The sequence below is a fragment of the Vreelandella nigrificans genome (assembly GCF_002374315.1).
In the GTDB taxonomy this organism is placed as follows: Bacteria; Pseudomonadota; Gammaproteobacteria; order Pseudomonadales; family Halomonadaceae; genus Vreelandella; species Vreelandella nigrificans.
This window is the reverse complement of record NZ_NWUX01000009.1, coordinates 86054-99713: the sequence shown is the minus strand read 5'-3', so window position 1 is coordinate 99713 and position 13660 is coordinate 86054. Positions and strand designations below refer to the sequence as shown.

The window sequence follows — 13660 nt, the reverse complement described above, 5'->3', positions numbered from 1 at the left end:
ATGTGATTACCTAGCGGTTTTTGGCACCGCGTTAATTTCACGCCACTCCTTGTGAAGTCCCTTATAAAGACTGAAGCACATCAGCAGGAGCACTAGCGTAAAGGGTAGCCCTGTGGCCACTGCGCCCGCCTGAAGCGCGCTAAGGGCGGTACTGCCTCCGCCGTATAGCAGCACACCGGCAATCACGCCTTCCAACGCCGCCCAAAATACTCGCTGACCCTTGGGTGCATCGGTCTTGCCACCTGCGGTGATATTGTCGATGACCAGCGAGCCGGAGTCTGACGAGGTAATGAAGAACACTAGCACCAGAATAATTGCCAGTGTCGACGTGATGCTGGTCAAGGGCAGCTGCTCCAGCATATGGAACATGGCAAGTGAGACATCACTAATTCCGTTGGCCAGCTCACCCACGCCGTTGGAGGCTTGGAAAAGTGCCGTACCGCCAAATGCACTCATCCACACCAGCGTGACCAGTGTCGGTACTAGCAGTACGGCGATAAGGAACTCACGCACCGTGCGTCCGCGGGATACGCGCGCGATAAACATGCCGACAAACGGTGACCAGGAGATCCACCACGCCCAGTAAAAGATGGTCCAGCCGTGATACCAAATGTCATCATCGCGGCCAATCCAGTTCGATAGCGGCAGAAGGTGGCCCGCGTAGTCCAGTGCCGTGGTGCCAATGCCTGTCAGAATCATTAAGGTAGGCCCCGCTACAACCACAAACAGAAGCAGCGCCACCGCAATGACCATATTGATGTTCGAAAACAGCTTAACGCCACCATCGATCCCCCTCCATACCGAGAACAGAGCGATCACCGTGACCACTAGGATAATCGCCAGCTGCGTACCGATGGTATTGGGGATATCGAACAGATAGGCTAGGCCGCCAGCCGCTTGGGTAGCGCCAAAGCCAAGCGAGGTGGCCAAGCCAAAAATAGTGGCCAGTACGGCAAGGATATCGATGATATGGCCTGCCCAGCCGCGGGTATGCTCGCCTAGAATCGGATAAAAGGCGGAGCGCAGTGTAAGTGGTAAGCCCTTGTTATAGGCAAAGAAGGCCAGCGAGAGTGCAACTACTGCGTAGATTGCCCAGGGGTGCAGCCCCCAATGGAACATTGTTGCGCCCATGGCGGCACTAGCGCCTTCCGGCGTGCCAGCAGGAGCATTCAGTGGGGTGCCGTACCAATCGGTGTAGTAGGCCACTGGCTCAGCAACGCTCCAGAACATCAGGCCGATGCCCATGCCCGCCGCAAACAGCATGGCAAACCAAGAGGTGCGCGAATATTCCGGCTTCGCATCTTTGCCGCCTAGACGAATCCGCCCAAGTGGTAAGCAGATCAGTACGAGGCAGAACACCACGAAAACGTTGCCTGCAATCATGAAGAGCCAGTCGAAGTGTTCAATCGACCAGTTCTTGGCAAGTCCCAGGTGGGTATTAGCAGCATCTGGATATACCAGTGCGTAAAGAATGAACAGCAGAATGGCGAGAGCGGAGAGTGGAAAAACAGGGTTATGAAAGTCTAACCCCATTATCTGGGTATTATCCTGTCCAGGCGACAGAACCGGGTCGTCATTGTTCTTCATAGGGGTTCCTTGGTGGTTCTTGTTAGATGTCGGATATGCGTCACCATCGCCGACGCCCCGAATTGTTGAGCCTGTTTGGGAGGATGAGTGTCGTGAAAACGACCTTCATCTATTCATCTTGGCTAGGATGTCTTGAATAGATATGTAGATGCCTTTATGGGGTAAGTCCTAAGGTGTGGAGGGGATAGGGTGGGAAGGACCATTAATGATTTTGAGTAGAACAATAAACAATAGGAGCCAGCCATGAATGCAGCCAATCGCGGAGTGGTCTACAAAGGGCCGGGTGAAGTCGCCGTTGAATCCATTGCCTATCCTGAGCTCGCCATCGGAAATCGCAAGTGCGATCACGGCGTGATCCTTAAGGTAGTCACCACTAATATCTGTGGTAGCGACCAGCATATGGTCCGTGGTCGCACCACCGCTCCATCCGGCCTAGTGCTCGGCCATGAAATCACTGGCCTCGTGGTCGAGTGCGGTCGCGATGTCGAATTTATTCAACCCGGCGACCTGGTTTCGGTGCCGTTTAATATTGCCTGTGGTCGCTGCCGTAACTGTAAAGAAGGCCGCACCGGTATCTGCCTCAACGTCAATCCAGCCCGTCCTGGTGCCGCCTACGGCTATGTGGATATGGGCGGCTGGGTCGGCGGCCAGACTGAATATGTCATGGTTCCCTATGCCGACTTTAACCTGCTCAAGTTCCCGGATGCCGATCAGGCCATGGAGAAGATCAAAGATCTGACCCTGCTCTCCGATATTTTCCCTACGGGCTTTCATGGTTGCGTTACTGCCGGTGTCGGCCCCGGCAGCACTGTCTATATTGCCGGTGCTGGCCCAGTAGGACTTGCAGCGGCCGTTTCCGCTCAACTGCTGGGTGCAGCCTGTGTGATTGTCGGCGATATGGTCGAAGAGCGTCTAGCTCAGGCCCGTAGCTTTGGTTGCGAGACCATCGACCTGACCCAGGACGGTGACATGGCTGATAAGATTGAGGTGATCCTCGGTGAGCGCGAGGTCGATGCCTTTGTCGACTGCGTCGGCTTCGAAGCCCACGCCTGTGGTTGTAATCACGGCAAAGAAGCGCCTGCGACAGTACTGAACTCAGCGATGTCGTTGACCCGTGCGGGTGGCCAGATCGGCATTCCGGGTCTATACGTAACTGAAGATCCCGGCGCCGCTGATGAGGCCGCCAAGCAGGGTGCTTTGAGCATGCGCTTTGGCCTAGGTTGGGCCAAGTCTCATAGTTTCCATACTGGACAGTGCCCGGTGATGAAGTACCATCGCCCACTGATGCAGGCGATCTTGTTCGGTAAGGTTAAGATCGCCGATGCAGTTAACGTCCAGATGATCACGCTGGATCAGGCACCCCAGGGTTACGCCGACTTCGATGGTGGTGCTGCTAAGAAATTCGTCATTGACCCCCATGGCAGCGTGGCTTAATAACTTATTTAATAAGTACCCAGTATAAGTACTGAGTAATAAATACTGAGTAATAAGCCCCGACCCCCTGCCTGAGGGTAGGTTAGTGCGACCCTAGACGGCGCCCCGAGGGGTGCCGTTTTTGTTCATCCGGTATAAAACCGATCAAGATAATAATGAGTACCCCATGACCGTCCAGACCGTGACCCCCAAGCGCCGCTTTCGCGGCAAGCCCCGCGGCCGTGATCTCGATCCCAGTCTTCTTGAGGGGTTGCGTGAACTGCTGGGCGACGAGCGACAGAACGCCACGCTGCGCCGCCGCGACCTATTAATTGAACATCTGCATACCATTCAGGATGCCCGGGGCCATCTACTGCTGGCGGATTTGCGTGCCCTGGCGGCTTATATGAACCTGCCCATGGCGACCGTCTACGAGACGGCCACTTTCTATGCTCACTTCGACGTCATTCACGACGATCAGCTGCCGCCGCCGGCAGTGACCATTCGCGTTTGCGATTCCCTAACCTGCCAGCTAGCTGGCGCCGAGGCGCTTAAGGCACAGCTTGAAGCGAACGTGGATATCGAACAGGTACGGGTGCTGCGGGCGCCCTGCATGGGTCGTTGCGACACGGCGCCAGTAGTTGAAGTAGGGCACCATCATGTGCTGTTCGCCACCCAGGCGCGTATCTCGTCGGTGATCGAAAAGGGTCACTTTCACCCCGCCCCCGTCGACTGGCAGCGGTTGGACGACTATCGCCGCAAGGGCGGTATGGCGTTGCTCCAGGCCTGTCACGACGGCAGCGTTACAGTAGAAGCGCTGATGGAGGCGATGCAGCAGGCCAATCTGCGTGGCTTGGGTGGCGCGGGTTTCCCTACCTTCAAAAAATGGACATTCGTACGTCAGGAGGCTGGCCCCCGTTACTGCGCGATCAACGCCGACGAAGGCGAGCCCGGTACCTTCAAGGACCGCTATTATCTGGAACGCTCGCCGCACCAGTTTCTTGAAGGAGCCTTAGTCAGTGCCTGGGCAGTAGAGGCTGAGGCACTGTATATCTATTTGCGTGATGAGTACCCTGCCTTGCATAGCGTGCTGCGCGAGGCCATTGGCGAGCTTGAGGCTGCTGGCTTGGTGACGCCGGGCTATATCGTGCTACGCCGCGGCGCGGGTGCTTACATCTGCGGTGAAGAGTCGGCGATGATTGAGTCCCTGGAAGGCAAACCAGGCAAGCCCCGCCATCGTCCCCCTTTTGTCGCCCAGAAGGGGCTATTTGACCGCCCAACGTTGGTCAATAACGTCGAGACCGTCTACTGGATCCCGATGATCTGGCAGCGCGGCGCAGAGGCTTTCTCTAGCCAGGGCCGCCACGGCCGCGTGGGGCTGCGTAGTTTCTCGGTTTCGGGGCGGGTCAAGCATCCTGGCGTATATCTGGCACCTGCTGGGATCACGCTAAGCGAGTTAATTGACGAGTATTGCGGCGGCATGACTGAAGGCCATCGTTTGGCTGCCTACCTACCCGGTGGCGCCTCAGGCGGTATTCTGCCTGCCACCAAGGCTAATATTCCTCTCGACTTCGATACCCTCCAGGAGCACGGCTGTTTTATTGGCTCCGCTGCGGTGATCGTGCTTTCTGATCAGGACAATCTGCGCGGGGTTGCTACCAACCTACTGGCTTTCTTTGCCGATGAGTCCTGTGGTCAATGTACCCCCTGTCGAGTGGGCACGGAAAAAATGCTCACCCTGCTCGAGCGTAATGAATGGGATGCTGGGCTTATGACGCAGCTTTCCCAAGTGATGATAGATGCCTCTATTTGCGGACTGGGTCAGGCGGCACCTAACCCAGTATTGGGCTTGCTCAAGGATTTTCGCAGTGAACTGGCTGCCCAGAACGTTATCGTCAAGGGATAAGGGAGATGAGCATGAGTGAACAGAGCTTAAACCAAAGCTTTACCCTGACCCTGGATGGCATCGAAGTGAGTGCCCAGCCAGGTGAAAGCCTCTGGCAGGTGGCCAAACGCGCAGGCGAGACCATTCCCCACCTGTGTTTCAAGGACGCCAGCGGTTACCGCGCCGACGGCAACTGCCGCGCCTGTATGGTGGAAATCGAGGGCGAGCGGGCACTGGCGGCCAGCTGTCTGCGCGAAGCGGCCCCCGGTATGGTGGTCAAGAGCGCCAACTCCGAACGAGCCTACACGGCCCGCAAGATGGTCATGGAAATGCTGCTGGTCGACCAGCCTGAGAGGGAAGAGAGCCCCGACAGCTCAAGCCATTTCTGGGCCATGGCTGACCAGCTGGCCATTGATGCCACGGCGGTGCGCCGCAAGCTGCCCAAGCGCGAAGAACGCGAGACGCCCACCGTGCACCATGTGGCGTCCCGGGCGGATAGCCTAGCGCAGGACAGCAGCCACTCTGCCATGCGCGTCAATCTTGACGCCTGCATCGAGTGCAACCTGTGTGTGCGTGCCTGTCGCGAAGTACAGGTTAACGACGTGATTGGATTGGCTCACCGTGGGGCGGCGTCCAAGATCGTGTTTGATTTCGACGACCCTATGGGGGATAGCACCTGCGTAGCCTGTGGCGAGTGCGTTCAAGCCTGCCCCACCGGCGCCCTGATGCCCGCTACCCTGATCGATCAGACGGGCCGCGGCGATTCTGCCGTGGCCGACCGTAAGGTCGACTCGGTATGCCCCTACTGTGGCGTAGGCTGCCAGCTCACCTACCATATCAAGGACGATGAGATCCTTTATGTGGAGGGCCGCGATGGCCCCTCTAACGAGAATCGGCTATGTGTCAAAGGCCGCTTTGGCTATGACTATCCGCGCCATCCATCCCGGCTTGTTACCCCGCTGATTCGTCGCGAGGGTGTCGCGAAGGGGATCGACCCGGACTTCGATCCCGCCAATCCCCTGACTCATTTCCGCGAGGCGAGCTGGGATGAAGCCCTGGAGGCTGCCGCCAGCAGACTTGTAAACCTTAAAGCGGCCCATGGCCCTGATGCCCTGGCGGGGTTCGGTAGCGCCAAGTGCTCTAACGAAGAGGCGTGGCTGTTTCAGAAGCTGGTGCGTACCGGCTTTGGCTCCAATCATGTAGATCACTGTACTCGCTTGTGCCATGCCAGCTCGGTGGCGGCACTCATGGAGTGTATTGGCTCAGGCTCGGTAACCGCCTCCTTTATGCAGGCCAGCCAGTCCGATGTGGTGATACTTACCGGCTGTAACCCGGCGGTAAACCATCCGGTGGCGGCTACCTTCTTTAAACAGGCCGCCAAGCGCGGTACCAAAATAGTGATTCTCGACCCTCGTGGTCAGGCGCTGGATGCCTATGCCCACCTGAGCGTACGCTTTTCACCCGGCGCCGATGTGGCGTTGTTTAATGCCATTCTCAATGTGATTATCAGCGAAGAGCTTTATGACACGGCCTATATCGCCGAGCATACCGAAGGCTTTGAGGCGCTCAAAACGCATACGGTGGATATGACCCCCGAAGCGATGAGCGGCCTGTGCGGTGTTGAACCAGAGACCATCCGAGAAGTGGCCAGGCTCTATGCCAATGCCGAGCGGGCGATGATTTTCTGGGGCATGGGGATTTCCCAGCACACGCATGGCACTGATAACGCCCGCTGCCTGATCTCGCTGGCGTTGGCCTGTGGCCAGACTGGGCGCCCGGGTACTGGTCTGCACCCGTTACGCGGCCAGAACAATGTTCAGGGGGCCTCGGATGCTGGCCTGATTCCCATGGTGATGCCGGACTACCAGCCGGTCAGCGATGCTCAGGTACGCAGTGCTTTCGAAGAGCTGTGGAATACCAAACTGGATCCCACGCCGGGCCTCACTGTGGTGGAAATTATGGATGCTATCGCCGCGGGCACTATTCGTGGCATGTATATCCAGGGCGAAAACCCGGCGATGTCTGATCCGGATCTGGCTCATGCACGGGCCGCCCTGGCCAAGCTGGAGCATCTGGTGGTGCAGGATCTGTTTGTCACTGAGACTGCCCAGTTTGCCGATGTCATTCTGCCTGCCTCCGCCTGGCCGGAGAAGGATGGTACTGTCACCAACACCAACCGTCAGGTGCAGATGGGGCGTGCGGCGTTGCCGCTACCGGGCCAGGCCAAGCCGGATTGGTGGATTATCCAGGAAATCGCCAAACGCTTTGGCCTGGACTGGGACTATCAACATCCACGGGACGTCTTCGCTGAGATGAAGCAAGGCATGGCCTCTCTTGACCATATTTCCTGGGAGCGTTTGGAGCGTGAGCAGTCGGTGACCTACCCCTGTCCAGCGGAGGACGCACTGGGACAAGACGTGGTCTTCAGCGAGGCCTTCCCAACCGCCAGCGGCCGGGCGAAGTTCGCACCTACGCGCCCGCTGCCACCTGATGAGCCGGTAGATAACGACTATCCCACGGTGCTGACTACCGGGCGTCAGTTAGAGCACTGGCACACGGGTTCCATGACCCGCCGTGCCAAAGTGCTCGATGACTTGGAGCCGGAAGCAGTGGCGAGTTTGGCGCCCGCTGAGCTTATTCGGCTTGGGATGGCGCCGGGCGATGATCTGAAAATCGCCACCCGGCGAGGCTCCATCACCCTCAAAGCGAGGGTGGATCCTGGGATGCCTGAGGGCATGGTGTTCGTGCCCTTCTGCTACGTGGAAGCGGCGGCGAATCTACTCACCAATCCGGCGCTGGATCCGGATGGGAAGATACCCGAGTTCAAGTACGCCGCCTGCCGGTTGAGCCGCTCGGAAGCGGCGCAGGTGGAGGAGACCAGTATTTAAAGTAACTGTTTAAATTAACTGGGGGATCCACAGAATAATGCCAGGGAAGGCAGTAAGTAGGAGCTGGTAATCAAATGTGACATAGCGCTTTTCACGCTGAGAGGGGGGGATTGATCAACAGGTATCATGTGTATTCAAACAAACTGGGCCCGCAACAGCGGGCCCAGTTTATTGACTGTATTGCGTTGGATGTATTCTCTAACCTTTGGCTAACTGTAGCGTGGGAGCCTCGCGGTCTAAGTTCTCAAGTATGCGGGTGGCATACCAGTCGATAAAGTCGATAACACCGAACTCATAGGTTTTGGAGTAAGGGCCGGGTTGGTAAGCCTTCGAGTTAATGCCACGCTGATTCTCTTCAGCGAGTTGGCGGTCCTGGTCGTTGGTGGCATCCCATACTCGACGAAGTTGATCGGGGTCGTAGTCAATACCCTCTACTGCATCCTTGTGAACCAGCCACTTAGTGGTCACTACGGTCTGCTGCGGGCCAAGTGGTAGCACGCGGAATACCACCGCATGGTCACCCATGAAGTGGTTCCATGAGTTGGGTAGATGCAGGATACGCAGTGAACCCATATCAGGGCTTGATAAACGCCCCATTAACTTCTTGCAGCCGGGCTTGCCATCCATCGTCATCGACACAATGCCATCCAACAGCGGAGTGCGGGTCAGGCGATTACGTTTGCCAAAGCGCTTCAACTGATAGGGAATTTGTTCCTCATCCCAATCTGCTTGTTTGCATGCCACCAGTTCCTTATAGGCAGGCGTTGCGCGCGGGTCTTCGGTGTCATCAAACTCTTGCAGCGAGTTAAGCAGCTCAGGGTGAGAGCCGTTACAGTGATAGCATTCACGATTATTTTCGATGACGAGCTTCCAGTTGGCTTGCTCGACGATACTGGACTCTGCGGCGACCTTGACGTTGTCCATCTGGTACGGCTCAAGATAATGCTCGAGCGTTTGCAGGAAATCATCAATAGCGGGTGGTTCATCGCTAAGGCTGATAAAGATGAAGCCGCCGGCTGTACACACGCTGACCGGTTTGAGTCCAAATTGATCGAGGTCGAAGTCACTGCCCATATCGCTGCCGGCAAACAACAAGCGGCCATCCAGTTCGTAGGTCCACTGGTGGTAGGGGCATACGAGTTTTGCCACCTTGCCCTTATCCTTCACACAAAGGCGCGATCCTCGGTGGCGGCACACATTGTGAAACGCATGAATGGTGCCTTCACTGCCGCGTACGATGACAATTGGATTATCACCGATATCCAATGTCATGAAGTTACCCTTGCTAGGGATCTCACAGGTCATGCCCGCGAACAGCCACTCTTTCTCGAAAACCTCTTGCATATCAAGAGCGAATAGGCGAGCGTCGTTATAAAACGGCTGCGGAAGCGAGAAGGTGTGCGCCCTTTCTTGCAGCATCTTGGCCATTGATTCACGAGCCGCAGCGAGTGGGTCGTCCATCATAGAAACACTTTTTTCCATACCAGTATCCTCATAAACCACCGCTTCCCCCTCAAGGGCTGCGATACGGCCGTTAGTCAAGATTGCATATCTTGTTGTTCTGTTGCGTAACCTGGCGTTTTATTCAGCTGAGATCTGATGTCAGTGACAGATTGTGTTGCAGGCTAACCCCTATCAATTATCTGCCCGCGACATCAGATGGCGTAGTGGCGACTAAAACAAAGGTTTCTAAACGATAAAGAGTGGCACGAGGTAAGTGTGCGTCGCTGTCAGGTAAGTCGGCTAGGAGGTGCGTCCCCAAAATGCACATCAAAGGTGCTGGCCATGTAACAGATACGGGCCGGTGATGCATAAGACGGTGGCTTGGTCAGGCAGAGGCGATAATGACAACTAATTTCTTCAATCCGGTCACGACCCAAACCTGGACCAATGGCCGCCATCTGGTGCGCTGTGTCAAGGTGATCCAGGAGACCTGGGACGTGCGTACTTTCTGCTTCATGGCCGAGCAGCCGGTGCTGTACTTCTTCAAACCAGGGCAGTTCGTGACCCTTGAGCTGGAGATCGATGGCGAGCAGGTGATGCGCTCCTACACCATCTCCAGTTCTCCTTCGGTGCCCTACAGTTTTTCTATCACTGTCAAGCGGGTGCCCGGGGGGCGTGTCTCTAACTGGCTACATGACAACCTCAGGATCAACGATGAGCTAGCAGTGCATGGCCCGGTGGGTAACTTCAATGCTATTGACTACCCGGCGGAGAAATTGCTGATGCTCTCCGGCGGCGTCGGTATCACCCCGCTGATGTCCATGGCGCGCTGGTTCTTTGACACCAACTCCCTGGTCGACCTGGAGTTTATCCACAGTGCTCGCTCGCCCCGCGATATCATCTTTCACCGCGAGTTGGAGCATATCTTCTCGCGAATCCCCGAGTTCAAACTGCATATTGTCTGTGAACGTAGCGATGAGCTGGGCGAGGCCTGGGCCGGCTTCCGCGGCTACCTGAGTCAGGCCATGCTGGATCTGATGGCCCCTGATTTCATGGATCGGGAGATCTTCTGCTGTGGTCCCACGCCCTATATGAATGCCGTCAAGAACCTGCTCAAGAATAATGGTTTCGATATGACCCGGTACCACGAGGAGTCATTCGGAGCGACCCCAGTGGAGGTACAGGAGGAGGCCCTTGAGCTGGCTGAGCAAGCAGAAGTTGACGCCGAAAATATCGATAGCAGTGACCTGTACAGTGTAGAGTTCGAGTCTTCAGGAAAAAGCGTGCGTATTCAGCCGGGCGAGACTGTTCATGCAGCAGCAGCGAAGCTTGGTCTGCATATTCCCAAGGCCTGTGGTATGGGGATTTGTGGTACTTGCCGAGTTGAGCTCAAATCGGGTGAGGTTGAAATGGAACATAACGGTGGTATTACCGATGAGGATGTTGAGGAAGGTTATATTCTGTCTTGTTGTAGTCGTCCGAAAGGGGATCTCATCGTCGATTTCTAGCGCTGGCAGACGCTTTTAATACAGATTTTTAATACAGTATTTTTAATACAGATAGTAAAGCGCCCTTTATGGTTTTTGCCGTTTAGGGCGCTTTATTTTTATTGGTAATAAATGAAGCTCTATTTACGCAGCCTGACTAATTGATGCCAATGTCGCAAATACATCGAGTGGTGACGTCGGTAAGCATCTTGGGCTCAGGAACCAACGATAGTATCGCGGTAAGAACGCGTTGATAGGGTCTTTGGTTGATAGCGACCTGGGTTCATCAGCATTAAAGAGTATGTCCGGCACTTAATAATAAAGTGACTAATGAGGAGGCGGTAATGCTTCAGAATAATTTTTCCCCCAAAGCCCGTTTGGCCAATTACGACAGTCTGCTTGCCGAAGCAATTGCTGAAGAAACAGTTCGCCAAGAAGCACATATTGAATTAATCGCCTCCGAAAACTATACCAGTAAACTTGTTATGGAAGCGCAGGGCACACAACTGACCAACAAGTATGCAGAAGGCTATCCAGGCCGTCGCTACTACGGCGGTTGTGAGTTCGTGGACAAGGTTGAAGCGTTGGCCATTGAGCGGGCTTGCAGCCTTTTCAGTGCCAACTATGCCAATGTGCAGCCGCATTCCGGTGCCCAGGCCAATGCCGCTGTATTTATGGCGCTGGTTAAGCCAGGCGATACAGTTTTGGGTATGAGTTTGGCCCACGGTGGGCACTTAACCCATGGCGCCGCCCCTAACTTCTCAGGCAAGCATTACAACGCTGTACAGTACGGCCTTAAGCCGGAAACCGGTGAGATCGACTACGAAGAGGTTGAGCGTTTGGCTCGTGAACACCAGCCTAAGATGATTATCGCTGGCTTCTCTGCCTACTCTCGAGTAGTGGATTGGCGGCGTTTTCGCGACATCGCCGATGAGGTAGGCGCTTGGTTGATGGTCGATATGGCACACGTCGCAGGCCTGGTGGCTGCTGGCCTTTATCCGAGCCCGCTGCCTTACGCCCATGTAGTGACCACGACGACCCACAAAACGCTGCGTGGCCCACGCGGGGGTCTGATTCTCTCCGCTCATGGCGACGAAGATCTCTACAGAAAGCTTAATGGTGCGGTCTTCCCAGGCCAGCAGGGTGGCCCATTGATGCATGTGATTGCCGCTAAGGCAGTGGCATTTAAGGAAGCCATGAATCAGGACTTTGTGCGCTATCAGCAGCAAGTGATTGATAATGCTCAGTCTATGGCCAAGGTGTTCGTCGAGCGTGGCTATGATGTGGTATCTGGCGGAACTGATGACCATCTCTTCCTTGTGTCGCTTATCCAGCAGGGCGTGACTGGTAAAGATGCGGATGCTGCCTTGGGTCGTGCGCATATTACGGTTAATAAGAATACGGTACCCAACGATCCCCAAAGCCCCTTCGTAACCTCTGGGTTGCGTATCGGCACCCCGGCGGTAACTACTCGCGGCTTTGATGCCCAGGAGTGTAACGAGCTGGCTGGATGGATCTGCGACATTCTAGATGCCTTGGCAGCAGGTAGTGATACCGATGCCATCGAGGCTGAGGTACGGGCCAAGGTGACCGATATATGTGCACGGCATCCTGTTTATGCTGAAGCTGTTGCTGAAACCGCCGTATCTATTGCTTGAATCGGCTTGCCGGCAGGGCCCGGCGCGGCTGAACTAAGGAGACCACTATGCAACGCTATTCCGGCTTCGGCCTGGTCAAGCACGCGCTGAGCCACCACGAGAACTGGGAGCGCCAGTGGCGCAACCCCACACCCAAGAAGCAGTACGATGTAATCATCGTCGGTGGTGGCGGTCACGGCTTGGCCACGGCCTATTACTTGGCCAAAGAGTTCGGCGTCAAGAACGTGGCGGTGATTGAGAAAGGCTGGCTGGGCGGTGGTAATACCGCCCGTAATACCACCATCGTGCGTTCCAATTATTTATGGGACGAAGCGGCTGCCCTTTACGAACACGCCATGAAACTATGGGAAGGGCTTTCCCAGGATCTTAACTACAACGTCATGTTCTCCCAGCGAGGGGTGCTCAACTTAGGGCATACCCTGCAGGATATGCGTGATATCCAGCGTCGAGTTAATGCCAATCGGCTGAATGGCATTGACGGAGAAGTATTAGACGCCAAAGGGGTGCAGGAGCTTGTACCGATCATGGACTGCTCCAAGAACGCTCGCTACCCGGTGATGGGAGCCTCCTGGCAACCGCGTGCCGGTGTGGCACGCCACGATGCCGTAGCCTGGGGCTATGCCCGCGGCGCCGATGCTCACGGCGTGGATATTCTCCAGCAGACCGAAGTCACTGGCTTCAAAATTCGTGATGGTCAGATCTATGGTGTCCATACCAACCGTGGCGACATTGAGGCCAAGACGGTGGGTTGCGTGGCTGCGGGTAATTCCAGTGTGCTGGCCAAGATGGGTGGCTTTAATTTGCCGCTGGAGTCCCATCCGCTCCAGGCCCTAGTCTCTGAGCCAATCAAACCAATCCTCGATACTGTAGTGATGTCCAATCACGTGCATGGCTATATCAGCCAATCAGATAAGGGCGACTTGGTCATCGGCGCGGGTATTGACGGCTATAACGGCTATGGTCAGCGCGGCAGTTATCCCACTGTGGAGCACACTCTCCAGGCTATCGTTGAAATGTTCCCGATCTTCTCGCGGGTGCGCATGAACCGTCAGTGGGGCGGTATTGTTGATACCTGTCCAGATGCCTGTCCGATTATCTCTAAAACGCCGGTGAAGGGTCTGTACTTCAACTGCGGCTGGGGTACCGGTGGTTTCAAAGCTACTCCAGGATCGGGGCATGTGTTCGCCGCCAGCCTGGCCAAGGGTGAGATGCACCCCATCGCTGAGCCGTTCTCCATGTTCCGCTTCCATAGCGGTGCGCTGATTGACGAGCACGGCGCTGCCGGCGTGGCCCACTAGG

At 55.9% G+C, this 13660-nt stretch carries 8 protein-coding genes; 6 read left to right on the top strand and 2 right to left on the bottom strand.

Features of this window, described 5'->3' with window-relative positions; translation table 11 throughout:
* Positions 1–6: 6 nt before the first annotated feature.
* Complete coding sequence (locus CPA45_RS11990; protein WP_096651775.1) at positions 7–1587, bottom strand: BCCT family transporter; 1581 nt, start codon at positions 1585–1587, stop codon at positions 7–9.
* A 243-nt stretch (positions 1588–1830) separates the two neighbouring features.
* Between CPA45_RS11990 and fdhA the strand changes: the two genes are divergently transcribed.
* From fdhA to fdhF, 3 genes are all read left to right on the top strand, one after another.
* A complete protein-coding gene (gene fdhA, locus CPA45_RS11985) occupies positions 1831–3021 on the top strand; it encodes a formaldehyde dehydrogenase, glutathione-independent (RefSeq protein WP_096651774.1) in 1191 nt (396 codons plus the stop codon).
* 166 nt (positions 3022–3187) lie between these two features.
* Positions 3188–4906 carry an NAD(P)H-dependent oxidoreductase subunit E gene (locus CPA45_RS11980; RefSeq protein ID WP_096651773.1) on the top strand — a complete coding sequence of 573 codons (1719 nt, stop codon included), beginning with the start codon at positions 3188–3190 and terminating at the stop codon, positions 4904–4906.
* A gap of 11 nt (positions 4907–4917) precedes the next feature.
* A complete protein-coding gene (gene fdhF, locus CPA45_RS11975; RefSeq protein ID WP_096651772.1) occupies positions 4918–7773 on the top strand; it encodes a formate dehydrogenase subunit alpha in 2856 nt (951 codons plus the stop codon).
* A 198-nt stretch (positions 7774–7971) separates the two neighbouring features.
* Here fdhF and CPA45_RS11970 read toward each other — a convergent pair whose 3' ends face one another.
* Entirely contained in the window at positions 7972–9255 is a 1284-nt protein-coding gene (locus CPA45_RS11970) for an aromatic ring-hydroxylating oxygenase subunit alpha (protein WP_096651822.1), read from the bottom strand.
* A 362-nt stretch (positions 9256–9617) separates the two neighbouring features.
* Here CPA45_RS11970 and CPA45_RS11965 point away from each other — a divergent pair, with 362 nt between their 5' ends.
* From CPA45_RS11965 to CPA45_RS11955, 3 genes are all read left to right on the top strand, one after another.
* Positions 9618–10724: an FAD-binding oxidoreductase gene (locus CPA45_RS11965; protein ID WP_096651771.1), complete on the top strand. Its 1107-nt coding sequence runs from the start codon at positions 9618–9620 to the stop codon at positions 10722–10724.
* A gap of 323 nt (positions 10725–11047) precedes the next feature.
* Positions 11048–12361: a serine hydroxymethyltransferase gene (gene glyA, locus CPA45_RS11960; protein ID WP_096651770.1), complete on the top strand. Its 1314-nt coding sequence runs from the start codon at positions 11048–11050 to the stop codon at positions 12359–12361.
* A 47-nt stretch (positions 12362–12408) separates the two neighbouring features.
* Positions 12409–13659 carry a sarcosine oxidase subunit beta family protein gene (locus CPA45_RS11955; RefSeq protein ID WP_078089183.1) on the top strand — a complete coding sequence of 417 codons (1251 nt, stop codon included), beginning with the start codon at positions 12409–12411 and terminating at the stop codon, positions 13657–13659.
* Position 13660 lies beyond the last annotated feature (1 nt).